The organism is Bradyrhizobium sp. LB11.1, assembly GCF_040549385.1.
In the GTDB taxonomy this organism is placed as follows: Bacteria; Pseudomonadota; Alphaproteobacteria; order Rhizobiales; family Xanthobacteraceae; genus Bradyrhizobium.
Genome location: NZ_JBEPTH010000010.1, coordinates 140,875 through 160,391 on the forward strand (window position 1 = coordinate 140,875; position 19,517 = coordinate 160,391).

12 protein-coding genes are annotated in these 19,517 nt (G+C 62.5%); 1 reads left to right on the plus strand and 11 read right to left on the minus strand.

From position 1 onward, the window contains the following. Positions 1-290: 290 nt before the first annotated feature. Positions 291-1,538 (plus strand): FAD-dependent oxidoreductase, encoded by a 1,248-nt coding sequence (locus ABIA96_RS25075; RefSeq protein ID WP_354139712.1) that lies wholly within the window; start codon positions 291-293, stop codon positions 1,536-1,538. Here the strand turns inward: ABIA96_RS25075 and ABIA96_RS25080 are convergent. The 11 genes from ABIA96_RS25080 to secE form a co-directional block, all read right to left on the minus strand. After that, on the minus strand, positions 1,457-3,487 hold the full coding sequence (locus ABIA96_RS25080; RefSeq protein ID WP_354139713.1) for an ABC transporter ATP-binding protein: 2,031 nt from the start codon (positions 3,485-3,487) through the stop codon (positions 1,457-1,459). The two genes, ABIA96_RS25075 and ABIA96_RS25080, sit on opposite strands and share 82 nt — an antisense overlap. Positions 3,488-3,622: 135 nt before the next feature. Beyond that, complete coding sequence (locus ABIA96_RS25085) at positions 3,623-5,683, minus strand: FAD-dependent oxidoreductase (RefSeq protein WP_354139714.1); 2,061 nt, start codon at positions 5,681-5,683, stop codon at positions 3,623-3,625. A 192-nt stretch (positions 5,684-5,875) separates the two neighbouring features. Then, positions 5,876-10,072, minus strand: coding sequence for a DNA-directed RNA polymerase subunit beta' (gene rpoC / locus ABIA96_RS25090; protein WP_354139715.1), 4,197 nt, complete (start codon positions 10,070-10,072; stop codon positions 5,876-5,878). Between the two features lie 128 nt (positions 10,073-10,200). Next, the gene (rpoB, locus tag ABIA96_RS25095) at positions 10,201-14,322 is read right to left on the minus strand and encodes a DNA-directed RNA polymerase subunit beta (RefSeq protein ID WP_354139716.1); all 4,122 of its coding nucleotides are present in this window, start codon (positions 14,320-14,322) and stop codon (positions 10,201-10,203) included. A gap of 474 nt (positions 14,323-14,796) precedes the next feature. Beyond that, positions 14,797-15,174, minus strand: coding sequence for a 50S ribosomal protein L7/L12 (gene rplL / locus ABIA96_RS25100; RefSeq protein ID WP_094895389.1), 378 nt, complete (start codon positions 15,172-15,174; stop codon positions 14,797-14,799). 54 nt (positions 15,175-15,228) lie between these two features. Further along, positions 15,229-15,747, minus strand: coding sequence for a 50S ribosomal protein L10 (rplJ, locus tag ABIA96_RS25105; RefSeq protein WP_354139717.1), 519 nt, complete (start codon positions 15,745-15,747; stop codon positions 15,229-15,231). Between the two features lie 581 nt (positions 15,748-16,328). Further along, on the minus strand, positions 16,329-17,282 hold the full coding sequence (locus tag ABIA96_RS25110) for a 2-hydroxyacid dehydrogenase (protein WP_354139718.1): 954 nt from the start codon (positions 17,280-17,282) through the stop codon (positions 16,329-16,331). Positions 17,283-17,373: 91 nt separating this feature from the next. Next, a complete protein-coding gene (gene rplA, locus ABIA96_RS25115) occupies positions 17,374-18,066 on the minus strand; it encodes a 50S ribosomal protein L1 (RefSeq protein WP_354139719.1) in 693 nt (230 codons plus the stop codon). A 6-nt stretch (positions 18,067-18,072) separates the two neighbouring features. After that, entirely contained in the window at positions 18,073-18,501 is a 429-nt protein-coding gene (gene rplK / locus ABIA96_RS25120) for a 50S ribosomal protein L11 (RefSeq protein WP_045008228.1), read from the minus strand. Between the two features lie 135 nt (positions 18,502-18,636). Continuing rightward, entirely contained in the window at positions 18,637-19,197 is a 561-nt protein-coding gene (gene nusG / locus ABIA96_RS25125; RefSeq protein WP_354139720.1) for a transcription termination/antitermination protein NusG, read from the minus strand. Then, a complete protein-coding gene (gene secE, locus ABIA96_RS25130; protein WP_354139721.1) occupies positions 19,197-19,388 on the minus strand; it encodes a preprotein translocase subunit SecE in 192 nt (63 codons plus the stop codon). Before secE ends, nusG begins: the two co-directional genes overlap by 1 nt. Between the last annotated feature and the right edge of the window lie 129 nt (positions 19,389-19,517).

Consider the following 19,517-nt stretch of genomic DNA (forward strand, 5'->3'; position numbering starts at 1 on the left):
GGGTGGCCCGTTCCGACGTTGGCGATGCTCACCGCCTGTCGTTAAGTGAGGGGGTTTCTATAAGTGAGAATCGCTCAAGTCAAGGCGAAACGACAGTTAGAAGCGCTTCTCGCACCTTCGGAAATGGCCCCCTCGGCGCCCTCACCGCGCCTCCCGAATATGGGAATGAAGCCTCGGTTCGCCAGTCCCAAACCCATTTATACCCGGAAGAAATATACTTTTATAACCAACGCTAAGGCTTTTTTTCCTCTTGATGCGTCAATCTGCCCCCTTCGGCAGAGACAAACGCCATGCGGTACACTGATATTGCCATCATCGGCGGGGGACTTGCCGGCTCGACCGCCGCCGCGATGCTCGGGCGTGCCGGCATTTCGGTAGTGCTGATCGACCCGCACGAAACCTATCCGGCCGATTTTCGCGTCGAAAAACTCAGCGGCCACGAACAGGTCGAGCGATTCCAGCGGACGGGAATCGCCGACTCAGCGCTGCGCCGAGCGACCTTCTCCGGTGAGAACTGGATCGCACGCTTCGGGCATCTCCTCGACAAGGCGCCGAGCCGGCAGTTCAATATCCTTTACGATTCCCTGGTCAACGCGATCCGCGACGAGATTCCCGAAACCGTCGAGCGAATCTGGAGCAAGGCAGTATCGGTCGAGACTAGCCCGGAGCGGCAGAGAATCGCGCTCGCCAATGACGAGACGATTTCGGCCCGCCTGGTCGTGCTCGCCAACGGCCTGAATGTCGGTCTGCGCCATCAGCTCGGCATCACGCGAAACGTCATCAGCGCCTGCCATTCGATCTCGATCGGGTTCGACGTGGTGCCGGCCGGGCGGAATGCGTTCGACTTCCCGGCGCTGACCTATTTCTCGGAGCGGCCGAGAGATCGCATCCCCTACATCACGCTGTTTCCGATCGGCACACGGATGCGCGCCAACCTGTTCGTCTACCGCAGCTTCGACGATCCCTGGCTGCGCGAACTGCGCCGCGCGCCAGCCGCGACCTTGGACGCCGCCCTGCCGCGGCTCAAGCGCATCACCGGCGGCTTCGACGTCGCCGGCGAACTGAAGATCCGCCCGGTCGATCTTTATGTGAACGATGCCAGCCACCAGCCCGGCGTGGTGCTGGCGGGCGATGCCTTCGCCACCTCCTGCCCGGTCGCCGGCACCGGTTGCGACAAGGTGTTCGCCGACGTCGACCGGCTCTGCAACATCTACATCCCGCAATGGCTGGCGTCCGACGGGATGGATGCGGACAAGATCGCCGCCTTCTACGCCGATCCGATCAAGCGGGCCTGCGATCAGTGGTCGGCGACGAAAGCATTCGACTTCCGCTCGGTCTCGATTGCGACGGGCCCCTACTGGACCGCGCTGCGCTGGGCGCGTTTCATGGCGTGGTCGAGCCAGGGATTATTGCGGCGACTGGGAGGCGCGTTCCATCTGGAGCCGAACTTCCTCGGTCACTCTTCGTCGTCGTCCTCGTCCTCCTCGTCGAGATCGTCCTCGTCGTCTTCGTCATCATCGCTATCGTCGTCGGCCTGAGCGGCTGCGCCGTGCGGCTGATGGATCTGGTCATTCCACAGCTTGCGATAGGTGCCGTTTTTGGCGAGCAGCTCGGCATGCGAGCCGCGCTCGATCGCCCTGCCCCCTGAAATCACGATGATCTCGTCCATCTCGACCACCGAGGTCAGGCGGTGGGTCGACCAGATCATGGTGCGCCCCTTGGCGACCTTCAGCAACGTGCGGTTGATCGCCGCCTCCGTGGTCTGGTCGAGCGCCGAGGTGGCCTCATCCAGCAGCAGCACGGACGGATTGCGGATGATCGCGCGCGCGATCGCGATGCGCTGGCGCTGGCCGCCCGACAGGGTATCGCCACGCTCGCCGACCGGCGTGTCGTAGCGCTGCCGCAGGCTCATGATGTAGCGATGGATCTCGGCCTTCTTGGCGGCGTCCTCTACCTCCTCGTCGGTGGCGCCCTCCTTGCCGAGCCGGATGTTTTCGCGGATCGACATGTTGAACAGCATGTTCTCCTGGAACACCACCGCCATGCTCCGGCGCAGCGAATCCAGCGTGACCTTGCGGACGTCCACACCGTCGATCGTGACGCGCCCTTCGTCCGGCACGTAGAGCCGCAGGATCAGATTGAGCAGCGTGCTCTTGCCGGAGCCCGAAGGGCCGACGATGGCGATGCTCTTGCCGACATTGAGCTTGAGGCTGAGATTGTCCAGTACCGGCGTCTGGCCACCCTCATACTGGAACGTGACGTGGTCGAAGGTGATGTCGTGGGTGATGCGCGGCAGCTCGGGCGCGCCGGGCCGATCGGCGCCGCGGGTGGGCTCGTCCAGCAACTCCTGGATGTGGCGGACCGCGGCGGCCGACGAGATCGATACCGGGATGAAGTGCATCACATGGGCGATGTTGTAGGAGACCTCCCAGAACGCGCTCTCGAAGGTGACGAAGGTGCCGATGGTGATCTGGCCCTTGGTTGCGAGATAGGCGCCGATCGCGAGCACGACGAGGTGCAACAGCAGCACGGAGATTGTGACCGTCCGCTCCACCATGGTCGACAGGAACGCAGCCGCAGCGATCCTGTTGCGGGTCTCGTCGTTGCGGAAGGCGAAGAAGCCGAACATCCTGCGTTGCAGGCTGAACGCCTTGATCACGGCCTGCGCCGCCACGTTCTCCTGCACCATGCCGAGCAGCGCGCTTTCGTTGAGCTTCTGCTCGTAATTGGCCTGCACCGCCTTCGGCGTCAGAATGCGCGGGCCGATCAGTGTGATCGGAAATACCAGGAGCGCGACTACCGCGAGCTGCCAGTTCAGAAACAGCATCAGGATGATGCCGGCGATCAACTCCAGGAACGGCAGCGCGGCACTGTTGGCGAAGGTCTTGACCGAGCCTTCGAAGGCCGAGAGGTCAACCGAGAAGCGCGACAGGATTTCGCCGCGCTTGGTGCGGCCGAAATAGGCCGCCGGCAGGTCCTGGACATGCTCGAACAAGCGCTTGCGAACGTCGGAAATGACGCAGGCAGCTAACCGCGCGTCCCAGCGCTCGTACCAGACCGCGACGATCGAGGTGAAGATGCCGGCAACCGCGAGCACGCCGAGGATCTTGTACAGCGCATGGAAATCCTCCTCGCCGAGCGCGTCGTCGATCAGGTACTTCAGGCTGAGCGGCATGATGACGTTGAACAGCGTTTCGACCAGAACGCCAAACGCCACGTAGCCCAGGATGCGCTTGTAGGCGGACAGATGGGGCTTGACGAACCCCCAGATGGTCGCGAGCGCGCCGGCGGCTTCGCGGGCGGTAAAGACGACGAGGTCCTCGTCATCATCGTCGTCGAGCTCAAGCTCGTCGTCATCCTCGTCTTCGTCGTCCTCGTCGTCGTCTTCCAGCTCGTGCTCGTTACCCGCGGCGAGCTTGTCATCGAGCTGGGCCACCTCTTGTGCCGCGAGCTTCTGTTTGTCGGGAGAGAGAGGTTTGGACGCCATGAAACCAACCGATGCTGACGGCCGGCATGACCGCGGAGAAAGCAGGGAAACAGCGAAACGCCGCTACTTCCACCGATTCTATGCGATCAGGATGAATTCGGCAAAACAATTGGCGAATTCATCTGCCCTGTGACGCTAGTCGTCTTCGTCCTCGACCTTGTCGAAGAAGGAATAACGCAGGCTGTCGGCGTCTGCGTACCACTGACCCGGCCCCTTGTTGGCGGCCAGCGTCGCAGTCCAGAGCGCGTCGGTGCAATCCTTGCGGTGCATCGACAGATCGAAGCCGTTGCCGAAGAACAGTTCGGACCATTCCCACCAGGTGCCGAGCTTCTTGACCCCGCGCAGCAGGTCGTAGCGGTCGATCACGACTGATGCCATGTCCGAGGTGATCGAGCCGAACACGAGGCCGGTCTTGACCACGCGGTTCAACTCCCGGATCGCGCGGACCACCTGCTTCGGGGCAACGTGGCAAAGGCTGGTCTCGAACACGTAATCGAACGCACCATCCTTGAACGGCATGTCGGTGATCGAGCCGAGCTTGTTGTACTTCCTCAGCGCCTTCGGCGTTTTGGCTTGGATCGCGCGGTTGTTCTCGATGCCCCAGGCATCGATGCCGCGATCGCGTAGCGCACCGACCAGCTCGCCGCTGGCGGAGCCTGCGACCAGGAGCTTGGCGCCCTTCGCCTTGCCCCAGACGATGCCAATCAGCTTGGTCAGATAGTCGGGATCGGTGAAGTGGCTCCAGGCCCCGCCATAGGGGCCGAGGCCGCGATAATTTTCGAAATAGTCGCGGTCGATCTTGTCGGAGATCGGCTCACCATCCTCCTGTGCGCGCTCGCGGCGCAGCCGCATCATCTCGGTCAGGATGATGTCGGTCGCCGCATCCGAGGAGTCGAGCAGGCCGTTCAGCGTGGAGTCGAACAGATAGTCGCCGACCACGACGATCCCAGGATGTTCCTTTGGTTCGGGCCGGTGATTGGTCATGACGTCGCGCACGGGCAGACCACCCGGAATCGCGTTCACCGACGACAGCCAGCGGTGGATCTTTCCTTCCACGAAATGCGAACGCGCAGCGCCGAGCGAGGCCGGCAGTGATTTCAGCGCGGCGTCGATCAGCTCCTGATCCGACAGATTGGCGAAGGCCAGCGCATCAGAGCCGGGAATCAACCAGTTCAGGACACCGTGCTTGCCGACATCGTGACGCGCGCCTTCGTTGTAGACGCAGCAGCCGCCGAACGCTTCCGACATGAACCATGCACCGGAAATCTTGTCGTTCCAGAACGGAGAGTCGAACAGGATCGAGACGCGTAAGTAATGCGCGGGACGGTCGAAATACGACACGTGCTTGACCATCGACTTGCGCAGCTGCTCGCCTTCCCAGCCGACGGTGGAAAGCCAGGAGTGTGGCAGGCACATCAGTACGAGATCGAAGTCGCGCGTCTCCGGCCCCTTGCCGTTCATCATCTTCAACTGGTAGCGGCCGGTCGGCGCCTTGCCGACGGTAAGCACGCGATGATTGAGCTGGATGTCGGCGTTGACCTCCGACTGCAGGCATTCGATCAGCTGCTCGTTGCCGTTCTGGATCGAATAGAGGCCGATATAACCGTCGACATCCATCAAATAGTTCTTGAGCGCGTTAAGGCCGTTGGTGTTGTGGCTCTCGGTGGCGAGGTCGGAGCGCGCCATCACCTTGAAGAAGCGCTTTGCGGTCTCGTCCTCGACCTCCTCGTCGAGCACTTGTTCTGCGGTCTTGTAGGCCCAGGGGTTCTCGTTGTCGTGAGCGCCGACGCCTTCGTAATATTCGATCGGCGACATTGCCTCAGCGCAGCGCTTGCGGAACGCCTCGATCGCGGCCGCGGTCTTCGCGCCGTATTTGCGGCGCATGCCGGCGACGTCGTTGAGGAGCTCGCCGCCGAACTGCACCTGCTCGGCGTCCATCGGAATGGTCTGCAAGCCGAAATGCTGGATCAGCTCGCGCAGCGGATCAGGTCCGGTCATCGAGTAGTCGTAGATCTCCGCAACGCCGGCCTCGTACATCGCCGGCGCCGAATCGAATTTGCGCGTGGCGATCTTGCCGCCGAGCCGGTCGGAGGCTTCGTAGATGGTGATGCGGCAGAGGTCGCCGAGCTTACGCTTCAGGTACCAGGCGCTCATCAGCCCGCCGGGGCCGCCGCCTACGATTGCGAGGTCAAGCATGTCAGTTCCGTGGTCTCCGGCCCTGCCCCCGTCACGGGACCACCGGTCTAAGTTCCCTTAGCAGAAGCGCTTTTGCGGCTGAAGGAAAGATGAACAAAGGTTGATCCCGCATCGCAACAGCCAAACAAAGCAGCAAAAAGGCCGGCTTTCGCCGGCCTTTTCATTGTCCTCGGTATTCCTACGGATGAACGATCATTCCGCAGGCGGGAGTGCAGGAAGCTCCACTTCGGGCGCCGGCGGCACGACAGCCGACTGCTTCTCGCGCTCGTCGAGGATCATCTTGTCGCGCTTCACGGCGACTTCGCGGATCTTGGCCATGGAGGCGCCGGTGCCTGCCGGGATCAACCGGCCGACGATGACGTTCTCCTTGAGGCCTTCGAGCGGATCGACCTTGCCGTTGACCGCCGCTTCCGTGAGAACGCGGGTGGTCTCCTGGAACGAGGCCGCCGAGAAGAAGGAGCGAGTCTGCAGGCTCGCCTTGGTGATGCCGAGCAGAACCGGCGTCCCCGTGGCGATCTTCTTGCCCTCTTCCTTGGCCTTCTCATTGATCTGGTCGAACTCGATCTTGTCGATCTGCTCGCCCGAGATCATGTCGGTGTCGCCCTGGTCGGTGACTTCCACCTTCTGGAGCATCTGGCGGACAATCACCTCGATGTGCTTGTCGTTGATGAGCACGCCCTGGAGCCGGTAGACCTCCTGGATTTCGTTGACCAGATAGGCCGCGAGCTCCTCGATGCCCTTGACCGCCAGAATGTCGTGCGGTGCCGGGTTGCCTTCCACGATGAAGTCGCCCTTTTCGACGATGTCACCGTCCTGAAGGTGGATGTGCTTGCCCTTCGGGATCAGGTACTCGCGTGCCTCCTCGGTCTTGTCCATCGGCTCGATCGCGATGCGGCGCTTGTTCTTGTAGTCGCGCCCGAACCGGATGGTGCCCGCGATTTCGGCGATGATCGCCGCATCCTTCGGACGCCGTGCCTCGAACAGTTCCGCCACCCGCGGCAGACCGCCGGTGATGTCACGCGTCTTGGCGCTTTCGGTCGAGACACGGGCGAGGATGTCGCCCGCCTGGACCTTGGCTCCGACGTCGACCGAGAGAATGCCGTCGACCGACAGCATGTAGCGGGCATCGCCGCCGCGGGCGAGCTTGAGCACCTTGCCGTCCTTGCCCTTGACCACGATGGCCGGACGCAGATCTCCGCCGCCGCGGGTCGAGCGCCAGTCGATGACAACGCGCTTGGCGATACCGGTGGCCTCGTCCAGCGTTTCCGTGATCGACTGCCCTTCGACCAGATCCTCGAAGCCGATGGTTCCTTCGACCTCGGTGAGAAGCGGCCGCGTGTAGGGATCCCACTCGACGATGCGCTGGCCACGCTTGACCATGTCGCCCTCGTCGATGTGCAGGCGCGCGCCGTACTGGATACGGTGCGTCGCACGTTCGGTGCCGTCGGCATCGACGATCGCCACCACCATGTTGCGCACCATCGCCACCAGGTGACCTTCGCTGTTGCGGGCGATGGCCTTGTTCCGGATCACGATCTTGCCGTCGAAGTTGGCTTCGACGAAGGATTGCTCGTTGAGCTGCGCCGCACCGCCGATGTGGAAGGTGCGCATGGTGAGCTGGGTGCCCGGCTCACCGATGGACTGCGCCGCGATGACGCCGACCGCTTCGCCGTGGTTGACCGGCGTGCCGCGGGCGAGGTCGCGGCCGTAGCACATGCCGCAAATGCCGTTGACGAGTTCGCAGGTCAGTGCGGAGCGGATCTTTACCTCCTGCACGCCACCCTGCTGGATGGCGTCCAGATGGCTCTCCTCCATCAGCGTATCGCGCTTGATGATCACCTTGCCGGAGCTGTCACGGATGTCGTCGCAGGCCGTGCGTCCGAGGATGCGCGAACCGAGCGAAGCGACCACGGTGCCGGCATCGACGATGGCGCGCATCTTGATGCCGAGCTTGGTGCTGCAGTCGGACTGCGTGATGATGCAGTCCTGCGCGACGTCGACCAGACGACGGGTCAGGTAGCCGGAGTTCGCGGTCTTCAACGCGGTGTCCGCGAGGCCCTTGCGGGCGCCGTGGGTCGAGTTGAAGTACTCGAGAACCGAGAGGCCTTCCTTGAAGTTCGAGATGATCGGCGTCTCGATGATCTCGCCCGACGGCTTGGCCATCAGGCCGCGCATGCCGGCGAGCTGGCGCATCTGGGCCGGCGAACCGCGGGCACCGGAGTGAGCCATCATGTAGATCGAGTTGATGTCGGCATCAGCCCCGTTCGCCGTCTTCTTGGTCGAGGAGATTTCCTTCATCATCGCCTTGGCGATTTCTTCCGTGGCCTTCGACCAGGCGTCGACGACCTTGTTGTACTTCTCGCCATGGGTGATCAGACCGTCGTTGTACTGCTGCTCGAAATCCTTCGCCAGCGTACGGGTGGTATCGACGATCTTCCACTTGGCGTGCGGCACGACCATGTCGTCCTTGCCGAACGAGATGCCGGCCTTGAACGCGTTGTAGAAGCCGAGCGCCATGATGCGGTCGCAGAAGATCACCGTCTCCTTCTGGCCACAGTGACGGTAGACCTGGTCGATGACGCCCGAGATCTCGCGCTTGGTCATCAGCTTGTTGATGATCTCGTACGGGACCCGCTGGTTCTTCGGCAGCAGATTACCCAGCATGACGCGGCCGGCAGTGGTCTCGATCCAGCGCTTGGAGATCTTGCCAGTCTCGTCGATGCCTTCCCAGCGGTACTTGATCTTGGTGTGGAGGTGGATGACCTTCGCATGCAGGGCGTGCTCGAGCTCGGCCATGTCGCCGAACAGCTTGCCCTCGCCCGGCAGGCCTTCGCGCATGATCGAGACGTAATAGAGACCCAGCACGATGTCCTGCGACGGCACGATGATCGGCTGTCCGTTCGCAGGATGCAGGATGTTGTTGGTCGACATCATCAGCACGCGCGCTTCCAGCTGCGCTTCAAGCGACAGCGGAACGTGCACGGCCATCTGGTCGCCGTCGAAGTCGGCGTTGAACGCGGAGCAGACCAGCGGGTGAAGCTGGATCGCCTTGCCCTCGATCAGCACCGGCTCGAACGCCTGGATGCCCAGGCGATGCAGCGTCGGCGCGCGGTTGAGCAGCACGGGATGTTCGCGGATCACCTCGTCCAGGATGTCCCAGACCTCGGGCCGCTCCTTCTCGACGAGCTTCTTCGCCTGCTTCACGGTGGTGGACAGGCCTTTGGCGTCAAGCCGCGAATAGATGAACGGCTTGAACAGCTCGAGCGCCATCTTCTTCGGCAGGCCGCACTGATGCAGGCGCAGTTCGGGACCGACCACGATCACCGAACGGCCCGAATAGTCGACGCGCTTGCCGAGCAGGTTCTGGCGGAAGCGACCCTGCTTGCCCTTCAGCATGTCGGCGAGCGACTTCAGGGGGCGCTTGTTGGCACCCGTGATGACGCGACCGCGGCGGCCGTTGTCAAACAGCGCATCGACCGCTTCCTGAAGCATGCGCTTCTCGTTGCGGATGATGATGTCCGGCGCGCGCAGCTCCATCAGCCGCTTCAAGCGGTTGTTGCGGTTGATGACGCGGCGATAGAGGTCGTTGAGGTCGGAGGTCGCGAAGCGGCCGCCGTCGAGCGGCACCAGCGGACGCAGGTCCGGCGGGATCACCGGCACGACCGTCAGGATCATCCATTCCGGCTTGTTGCCGGAGTGGCGGAAGGCCTCGACGATCTTCAGGCGCTTGGCGAGCTTCTTGTGCTTGATGTCGGAGTCAGTCTCCTGCATCTCCGCACGCAAGGTCAGCTCGAGCTTCTCGAGGTCCATTCCCTTGAGCAGCTCCCGGATCGCCTCCGCGCCGATCATGGCGGTGAAGGAATCCTGGCCGTACTCGTCCTGCGCCTTCAGATACTCGTCTTCCGACAGCAGCTGACGGTCCTTGAGCGCGGTGAGGCCCGGCTCAAGCACGACGTAATATTCGAAGTAGAGGATCCGCTCGAGATCCTTCAGCGTCATGTCGAGCAGAAGGCCGATGCGCGACGGCAGCGACTTCAGGAACCAGATGTGAGCAACCGGAGCCGCGAGCTCGATGTGGCCCATGCGCTCGCGCCGGACGCGCGACAGCGTGACCTCGACCGAGCACTTCTCGCAGATGATGCCCTTGTACTTCATGCGCTTGTACTTGCCGCACAAGCACTCGTAATCCTTGATCGGCCCGAAAATGCGCGCGCAGAACAGGCCGTCGCGCTCGGGCTTGAAGGTGCGGTAGTTGATGGTTTCCGGCTTCTTGATCTCGCCGTACGACCAGGACAGAATCTTCTCCGGAGACGCGATCGAAATCCGGATCTGGTCGAAGACCTGAGCCGGCGTCGTCGGGTTAAAGAGATTCATAATTTCTTGGTTCATCGTCTTCTCCTCGCGTGCCGGTCGCCTCCGGCAGCAAATTCGAAAATCACTATGCGGGGCGCCCTGCCCTCAAGGTCTTGGGAGGGGCGCCGATGCCCGGCCGAGCCGGCCGGGCATGATAGGTCGCGTTACTCGGCCGCTTCCGCCGTCCCCGGCCCGACCTTGGAATTGTGCAAGTCGACGTTGAGGCCGAGCGAGCGCATTTCCTTGACCAGCACGTTGAACGATTCCGGAATACCGGCCTCGAAGGTATCGTCGCCACGCACGATCGCCTCGTACACCTTGGTACGGCCGGCGACGTCGTCCGACTTCACGGTCAGCATTTCCTGCAGCGTGTAGGCCGCGCCGTACGCTTCGAGCGCCCACACCTCCATTTCGCCGAAGCGCTGGCCACCAAACTGCGCCTTGCCGCCCAGCGGCTGCTGGGTGACGAGCGAGTACGGACCGATCGAACGCGCGTGGATCTTGTCGTCGACGAGATGGTGCAGCTTGAGCATGTAGATGTAGCCCACCGTCACCTTGCGATCGAAGGCATCGCCGGTGCGGCCGTCATAGACGGTCGACTGACCCGAAGCGTCGAGACCGGCAAGCTTCAGCATCTCCTCGATGTCGGCTTCCTTGGCACCATCAAACACCGGCGTCGCAATCGGCACGCCGCGGCTCAGATTATGGCCGAGTTCGATCAACTCGTTGTCGTTGAGCGACTTGATCGTCTCGTCCTCGCCGTAGACCTTTTTCAAGGTTTCCTTCAGCGGCTTGATGTCCTGCTTCGCCAGGTAAGCATCGACCGTCTGGCCGATACGCTTGCCGAGGCCGGCACAAGCCCAGCCGAGATGGGTCTCGAGGATCTGCCCGACGTTCATGCGCGAGGGCACACCGAGCGGATTGAGCACGATGTCGGCATGCGTACCGTCTTCGAGGAACGGCATGTCCTCGATCGGCACGATCTTCGACACCACGCCCTTGTTGCCATGGCGGCCGGCCATCTTGTCGCCGGGCTGGATCTTGCGCTTCACCGCGACGAAGACCTTGACCATCTTCATCACGCCGGGCGGCAATTCGTCACCGCGCTGAAGCTTCTCGACCTTGTCGAGGAAGCGCTGCTCGAGCCCCTTCTTCGACTCGTCGTACTGCTTCCGCATGGCCTCGATCTCGGCCATCAGCTTGTCGTTCGGCGACGCGAACAGCCACCACTGCGACTTCGGATACTCCTCGAGCACCGCACGGGTGATCTTGGTGTCCTTCTTGAAGCCCTTCGGACCCGCAATGCCCTGCCGTCCCTCGAGGAGCTCGGCAAGACGGTTGTAGACGTTGCGGTCCAGGATCGCCTGCTCGTCGTCGCGGTCCTTGGCGAGACGCTCGATCTCTTCCCGCTCGATCGCCAGCGCACGCTCGTCCTTGTCGACGCCGTGCCGGTTGAACACACGGACTTCCACGATCGTGCCCTGCACACCCGGAGGAACGCGCAGCGAAGTGTCGCGAACGTCTGAGGCCTTCTCGCCGAAGATGGCGCGCAGAAGCTTTTCTTCCGGCGTCATCGGGCTTTCGCCCTTCGGCGTGATCTTGCCGACCAGGATGTCGCCGGCGCGCACTTCCGCGCCGATGTAGACGATACCGGCTTCGTCGAGGTTCTTCAGCGCTTCTTCCGAGACGTTCGGAATGTCGCGGGTGATTTCCTCAGGTCCGAGCTTGGTGTCACGGGCCATCACCTCGAATTCTTCGATATGAATTGAGGTAAAAACGTCTTCCTTCACGATCCGCTCGGAGAGCAGGATCGAATCTTCGAAGTTGTAGCCGTTCCACGGCATGAACGCGACCAGCACGTTGCGGCCGAGCGCGAGCTCGCCGAGATCGGTCGACGGACCGTCGGCGATGATGTCGCCCTTCTTGACGATGTCGCCGACCTTCACCAGCGGACGCTGGTTGATGCAGGTCGACTGGTTCGAGCGCTGGTACTTCATCAGCCGGTAGATATCGACGCCCGACTTGGTCGGATCGAGATCTTCGGTGGCGCGGATGACGACGCGAGTTGCGTCGATCTGGTCGATCACGCCCGAACGGCGCGCCGCGATCGCAGCACCCGAGTCACGCGCAACCACGCCTTCCATGCCGGTGCCGACGAACGGCGCCTCGGCGCGAACCAGCGGCACCGCCTGGCGCTGCATGTTCGAGCCCATCAGCGCGCGGTTGGCGTCGTCGTTCTCGAGGAACGGGATCAGCGCTGCGGCAACCGAAACGAGCTGCTTCGGCGACACGTCCATGTAGTCGACCTTGTCCGGCGTCATCGGCACGACGTCGCGGGTGCCGCTCGCGCGGCAAACCACCAGGTCTTCGGTGAAGCGCCCCTTGGCATCGATCGGCACGTTGGCCTGAGCGACCGAATAGCGGCCTTCCTCCATCGCCGAAAGATACACGACCTCGTCCGTGACGCGGCCGTCCTTGACCTTGCGATACGGCGTCTCGACGAAGCCGTACTTGTTCACGCGCGCGAACGTGGCGAGCGAGTTGATCAGGCCGATGTTCGGACCTTCCGGCGTCTCGATCGGACAGATACGGCCGTAATGCGTCGGATGCACGTCGCGCACCTCGAAGCCGGCGCGCTCGCGGGTCAGACCGCCCGGTCCAAGCGCCGAGAGACGGCGCTTGTGGGTGATCTCCGACAGCGGGTTGGTCTGGTCCATGAACTGCGAAAGCTGCGAGGAGCCGAAGAACTCGCGCACGGCGGCAGCCGCCGGCTTCGCGTTGATCAGGTCCTGCGGCATGACCGTGTCGATGTCGACCGAGGACATGCGCTCCTTGATCGCGCGCTCCATGCGCAGGAGGCCGATGCGGTACTGGTTCTCCATGAGCTCGCCGACCGAGCGCACACGGCGGTTGCCGAGATGGTCGATGTCGTCGATCTCGCCCTTGCCGTCGCGCAGGTCCACCAGCGTCTTGATGACGCAGAGGATGTCTTCCTTGCGCAGCGTGCGCTGGGTGTCGGGCGCATCGAGGTCGAGGCGCATGTTCATCTTGACGCGGCCGACCGCGGAGAGGTCGTAACGCTCGGCGTCGAAGAACAGCGACTGGAACATCGCCTGTGCCGAATCCAGCGTCGGCGGCTCGCCGGGACGCATCACGCGGTAGATGTCGAACAGCGCGTCCTCACGCGTCATGTTCTTGTCGGCCGAGAGGGTGTTGCGGATGTAGGCGCCGACATTGACGTGGTCGATGTCGAGCAGCGGCAGGTCCTTGTAGCCGTGCTCGTTGAGGACCTTCATCGACTTGTCGGTGATTTCCTCTCCGGCTTCGGCGTGGATCTCACCCGTCTTCGGGTTGACGAGGTCCTCGGCGATGTAGTTGCCGACGAGTTCCGCATCCGACAGGCGCAGCGCCTTCAGTCCCTTTTCCTGCATCTGACGCGCACCGCGCACGGTGAGCTTCTTGCCGGCTTCGAGCACGACCTTGCCGGTGTCGGCGTCGATCAGGTCGTTGATGGTCGAGTAGCCGCGGAAACGATTGGCATCGAACGGTACGCGCCAGCCTTCCTTGATCCGCTTGTATTGGATCTTCTTGTAGAAGGTGGACAGGATCGCCTCGCCGTCGAGGCCGAGGGCGAACATCAGCGACGTCACCGGAATCTTGCGGCGGCGGTCGATACGCGCATAGACGATGTCCTTGGCGTCGAACTCGATATCGAGCCAGGAGCCGCGATACGGGATGACGCGGGCGGCGAACAGCAGCTTGCCCGACGAATGGGTCTTGCCCTTGTCGTGGTCGAAGAACACGCCCGGCGAACGGTGCATCTGCGAGACGATGACGCGCTCGGTGCCGTTCACGATGAAGGTGCCGTTCATCGTCATGAGCGGAATGTCGCCCATGTAGACGTCCTGCTCCTTGATGTCCTTGACCGACTTCGCACCGGTTTCCTCGTCGATATCGAACACGATGAGGCGCAGCGTCACCTTGAGGGGAGCCGCGAAGGTCATGCCGCGCTGGCGGCACTCGTCGACGTCATACTTGGGCTGCTCGAACTCGTAGCGAACGAATTCCAGCATCGAGGTCCCCGAGAAGTCCGAGATCGGGAACACCGAGCGGAACACGGCCTGCAGGCCCTCGTCGAGGCGCCCGCCGACGGGTTCATCGACCATCAGGAACTGGTCATAAGACGCCTTCTGAACCTCGATGAGGTTCGGCATCTCGGCGACTTCCTTGATATGTCCAAAGAACTTGCGAACGCGTTTGCGACCGGTGAATGTCTGCTGCGCCATCGTGGCCTCTCATTTTCGTCGCCCGCTCTGGGCGCGCCGTCCGGAACGCGGCTGCCACCGCTCCCCGGGTTGAATTTTTCGAACCCGCTTTGGGGACCGGAGACTCAGTTTCAGGTGAGAATGTCCTGAATCTGTTCTTCAGACCTTCAAAACGCAAAACGACGCGCGGGGCGCATAGGCACGCCCGCCCGTCACAACCATCATCTTCACGGACTGCAAAAGCCCGAAATAGCTTGCTCTCCCAACGGCTTACAGGGAAATTCGACATCCCTGCCCACCGCGCTTTCGTGCTGCCGAACCGATATGGGGCGACAATAGTGGAGATTCGAGGGGTATACCCTTAAATCCCCACACATTTTCGTGTTCAGCCTGCGTCGGGACGATCCGTCGCACGCCTTTTGCATCCGGCCCGCCCTTTCAAGGGGTGGACCAAGGTCCCAGGCCTCGACCCGGGACCTCGCCAGTAAGCGCTGCTTACTTGAGCTCGACCTTTGCGCCAGCCTTCTCGAGCTGGACCTTGAGCTTCTCGGCCTCGTCCTTGTTCACGCCTTCCTTGACAGGCTTCGGCGCGCCCTCGACGAGGTCCTTTGCTTCCTTCAGGCCCAGGCCGGTGATGGCGCGGACTTCCTTGATGACCTCGATCTTCTTGTCGCCGGCGGCGGCGAGAACGACCGTGAACTCGGTCTTCTCTTCGGCCGGAGCAGCGGCAGCGCCACCACCAGCCGGGCCAGCCACGGCGACGGCCGCGGCAGCCGAAACGCCCCACTTCTCTTCGAGGAGCTTCGCGAGTTCGGCAGCTTCGAGCACGGTGAGGCTCGAGAGGTCGTCAACGATCTTCTGCAAGTCAGCCATTGTTCAGTTTCCTTGAATGTAAGTCTGGTTCGGGTTTGAGTTTTGCGAAGGGCGTCAGGCCGCTTCGCCCTTTGAGGCATAAGCCTGGATGACGCGCGCGAGCTTGCCCGCGGGCGCGTTGGCGAGCTGAGCAAGCTTGGTCGCCGGGGCCACAAGCAGGCCGACGATCTTGGCGCGCAGTTCATCAAGCGACGGCAGCGAGGCAAGCGCCTTCACACCGTCGACATTCAGGACGGTCGTTCCCATCGACCCACCAATGATGACGAACTTTTCGTTCGCCTTGGCGAATTCGACGGCGACCTTTGGCGCCGCTACCGGATCGTCCGAAGTGGCGATCACGGTCGGTCCCTTCAGCATGGGGCCGATGGCAACGACGTCAGTGCCTTCAAGAGCAATTTTGGCGAGACGGTTCTTCGAGACCTTCACCGAGGCACCAGCCTGCTTCATCTGCATGCGCAGCTTCTGCATCTGGGCAACGGTCAGGCCGGAATATTGGGCAACGACCGCGACGCTCGTGGCCTTGAAGACCCCGTTGAGCTGTTCGACCGCTTCCTTTTTTGCCGCTCGTTCCACAGCAAGCTCTTTCCGGTTGGCGGTCATCGCGAAAAGCGGGACCGCCGGGTTGCACCCATCGTCCCACCCAAAACCTGAACCTCAGGGTCAAAACCCATCGGACACGCGCCGGGCGAGACGACAATTTAAAGCCTGCCCTCCGGGAGCCCGTTGGAGCCCACGGCGTGTCGAGGTCCGAACCAAACTCCTTCCGCGACCACCTCAAGGTGGGATGCGAAGTGAAATCCGGTCTTCACCCGTCTATGCAGGCCATGCGATTAAGCCGTTGAGAAATCGAAATTTCCCGCGGGCGCCTGCAGTCTTGGACAGGACAAGGCCAGTCGGCGAACCGCCTGACCTCTGCCCGCACCCCACCAACCGATGGATTTTCCTTCCTTTTCGGGCAAATCCTTACGGACGTCCCAAGAAGGAATGATCTCCTGCATGTCGGGTTTTCGGAATGCGTGCACGGACGCGCCAGCCAAGGCCGGCACGTCCGGAAGCGGTTCTTTAACCGCTCTCTGCCTGCTTGCCAAGAGCAAAATTCACACCAGTTCCAATTCGTTGCCCGCCGGGCTTGAGGCGGCCCGACAAGGGCCGATTCAGGCCGATTTGATCCCGTAAGGCAGCGGCTTGCCCTCGAAGAACGCGGTCAGGTTTGCCAGCACGCAGTCCTGCATGGCGACGTGCGATTCGAGGGTGTGGCCGCCGATATGCGGGGCGAACACGACGTTGGGCAGCGCCGTCAGCGCGTCGGGGGCGTGGGGTTCCTTCTCGAAGACGTCGAGGCCGGCGCCGGCGATAGTCTTGTCGGTGAGCGCCGCGACCAGAGCCTTCTGGTCGATGACCGATCCGCGGGAGATGTTGACGATATAGCCGTCGGCGCCGAGGCGCTTGAGAATATCGGAGTTGACCGCATGGTGGGTCTCAGCCCCGGCCCGGACTGCGATCATCAACACGCTGCACCAGTCGGCGAGTGCCTCCAGCGTCGGGAAATATTGATAGGGCAAATCGTATTTGCTGCGGCTGAAATAGCCGACCTCGCTCTCGAATGCGGCGCATCGCGCGGCGATCTTGCGGCCGATCTCGCCCATGCCGTAGACGCCGATGCGGCGGCCGGGCATGCCGGCCTGCGGACGCATCATCGGCGACTGCTTTGACGCGGCCCAGTCGCCGCTGCGGACATATTGGTCGGCAACCAGGATCCGCCGCGTCGTCGCCAGCATCAGGGTCATCGCGATATCGGCGACTGATGCCGCGTTAGCGCCGCGGCTATGGCCGACCGCTATGTTGCGGGCGGCCGCCGCCTTCAGGTCGACGCCGTCATAGCCGGTGCCGTAGCAGACGATCGCACCAAGTTTTGGGAACGCGTCCATCGCCTCGCCGCCGAGCGGCGAGCCGCCGGCGGTGAGCAACGCGCGGATGCCGCCGATTTCGTCGGCCGAAAACACCTCGCGCGCGGGCTTGCCACCGGTGTCGAGCAGTTCGAACCGCTCAGCGAAGCGCGCCATCATCGTCTTGGGAAAGCGCGAGTAGATCAGGACCTTGTCAGCCATAGTTCTTGTTTCCGGTGAGTGCCGCACGCAAACGACGAGGGGCGGAATCGGTTGCCCAATTCCGCCCCTCGCCTCATGCAATTTCCAAACCTTAGCCGAGAATGGTACCCGGCTCGACCTTCACGCCCGGGCCCATCGACGAGGACACCGCAACGCGCTGGATGTAGGTACCCTTGGAGCCAGCCGGCTTCGCCTTCGAGACAGCATCGGCGAGAGCCTTGATGTTCTCGACCAGCTTCTCCTCGGAGAACGAGGCCTTGCCGACACCGGCCTGCAAGATGCCGGCCTTCTCGACGCGGAACTCGACCGAGCCGCCCTTGGCACCCTTCACCGCACCGGTGACGTCCATGGTCACGGTGCCGATCTTCGGGTTCGGCATCAGGCCGCGCGGGCCAAGCACCTTACCGAGACGGCCGACCAGCGGCATCATGTCGGGGGTCGCAATACAACGATCGAAATCGATCGAACCGTTCTGCACCTTCTCGACCAGGTCTTCGGCGCCGACAACGTCGGCACCAGCAGCCTTGGCCTCGTCAGCCTTGGCGCCGCGGGCGAACACGCCGACGCGGAGCGTACGGCCGGTGCCGTTCGGCAGGGTCACGACGCCGCGGACCATCTGGTCGGCGTGACGCGGATCGACGCCGAGATTGATCGCGACCTCGATGGTCTCGTCGAACTTCGCTTTCGCGCGTTCCTTGACCATCTTGATGGCGTCCGCGAGCGGGTAAAGCTTTTCGCGGTCAACACCTTCGCGGGCTTTGTTCAAACGCTTTCCGATTGCCATGACCGATTACCCCGCCACTTCCAGACCCATCGAGCGGGCAGAGCCCTCGACCATTTTCATGGCCGATTCGATGGTATCGCAATTGAGATCCTTCATCTTCTTTTCGGCGATCTCGCGCACCTGCGCTTTGGTCACCGCGCCGGCCTTGTCACGGCCCGGAGCTTTCGAACCGGACTGGATCTTGGCGGCCTGCTTGAGGAAGAAGGACATCGGGGGCGTCTTCATCTCGAACGTGAACGAGCGATCGGCGTAGATCGTGATCACGACGGGAATCGGGGTGTTCTTCTCTTCCTTCTGGGTCTGGGCGTTGAACGCCTTGCAGAATTCCATGATGTTGAGACCGCGCTGACCGAGCGCGGGACCGATCGGGGGCGAAGGATTCGCCGCACCGGCCGGGACCTGAAGCTTCAGGTATCCGGTCACTTTCTTTGCCATGTATCACTCCTGTTGTGCCGGCCCTAAGCCGGCGGTTTCAGGTTCGTGGTCTGGGTCGGATGCGGCTGGCAACCGCCCTCTCCCTCCCACGGCCTCTCTTTGCGCGAAGCCTCATCGGCCTCCCGCGTTACCCGATCAGACCTTCTCGACCTGACCGAATTCCAGTTCGACCGGCGTGGCGCGGCCGAAGATCGACACCGCGACCTTCACGCGCGAACGCGCCTCGTCGATTTCCTCGACCACACCCGAGAACGAGGCGAACGGGCCATCGGCCACGCGCACGTTCTCGCCGATCTCGAACGACACCGACGCCTTCGGCCGTTCCACGCCCTCCTGCACCTGGTGCAGGATGCGCATGGCCTCGTTCTCCGAGATCGGCATCGGCTTGTTCTCGGCGCCGAGGAAGCCCGTGACCTTCGGCGTGTTCTTGATCAGATGAAACGCCTCGTCGGTCAGCTTCATCTTCACCAGCACGTAGCCGGGGAAGAACTTGCGCTCGGCGTCGATCTTGCGGCCGCGGCGCACTTCCGTGACCTTCTCGGTCGGAACCAGCACGAGTTCGAACAGCTCCTCGAGCCCGCGCTGCTTGGCCTGCTCGCGGATCGATTCGGCAACCTTCTTCTCGAAGTTCGAATAGGCGTGGACGATGTACCAGCGCTTGTCGGAGGTCTGGGTTGCGGCGGCTGCTGTTGCCATCAGTGAATGCCCAAAAGGAAGGTGATGAGGTAGCGGATGATCTGGTCGGCGGCGAAGAAGAAGATCGACGCCAAGGCGACCATCACGAACACCATGATGGTGGTGATGGTGGTCTCGCGGCGGGTCGGCCAGGTGACCTTGTTGGTCTCCGAGCGCACTTCCTGCAAGAACTTGAACGGGCTGACTGCCATCGTTTGAGGTCCAACGTCCGTCGCCAGACGCGATTAAAGATTTCAGGGATCCGAACAGCCGCCTGTGGCCCAGCCCTCTGTCTCGAAGGATGAGCCGGAAAACCGGGCTCGATTGTTCGGGGGATTTCA

Excerpts from the sequence above, each read along its gene's own strand:
- rpoB (WP_354139716.1), bottom strand. The coding sequence starts at position 14,322 with ATGGCGCAGCAGACATTCACCGGTCGCAAACGCGTTCGCAAGTTCTTT.
- secE (WP_354139721.1), bottom strand. The coding sequence starts at position 19,388 with ATGGCAGTCAGCCCGTTCAAGTTCTTGCAGGAAGTGCGCTCGGAGACC.
- nusG (WP_354139720.1), bottom strand. The coding sequence starts at position 19,197 with ATGGCAACAGCAGCCGCCGCAACCCAGACCTCCGACAAGCGCTGGTAC.
- rplK (WP_045008228.1), bottom strand. The coding sequence starts at position 18,501 with ATGGCAAAGAAAGTGACCGGATACCTGAAGCTTCAGGTCCCGGCCGGT.
- ABIA96_RS25085 (WP_354139714.1), bottom strand. The coding sequence starts at position 5,683 with ATGCTTGACCTCGCAATCGTAGGCGGCGGCCCCGGCGGGCTGATGAGC.
- ABIA96_RS25075 (WP_354139712.1), top strand. The coding sequence starts at position 291 with ATGCGGTACACTGATATTGCCATCATCGGCGGGGGACTTGCCGGCTCG.
- ABIA96_RS25110 (WP_354139718.1), bottom strand. The coding sequence starts at position 17,282 with ATGGCTGACAAGGTCCTGATCTACTCGCGCTTTCCCAAGACGATGATG.
- rplL (WP_094895389.1), bottom strand. The coding sequence starts at position 15,174 with ATGGCTGACTTGCAGAAGATCGTTGACGACCTCTCGAGCCTCACCGTG.
- ABIA96_RS25080 (WP_354139713.1), bottom strand. The coding sequence starts at position 3,487 with ATGGCGTCCAAACCTCTCTCTCCCGACAAACAGAAGCTCGCGGCACAA.
- rplA (WP_354139719.1), bottom strand. The coding sequence starts at position 18,066 with ATGGCAATCGGAAAGCGTTTGAACAAAGCCCGCGAAGGTGTTGACCGC.
- rpoC (WP_354139715.1), bottom strand. The coding sequence starts at position 10,072 with ATGAACCAAGAAATTATGAATCTCTTTAACCCGACGACGCCGGCTCAG.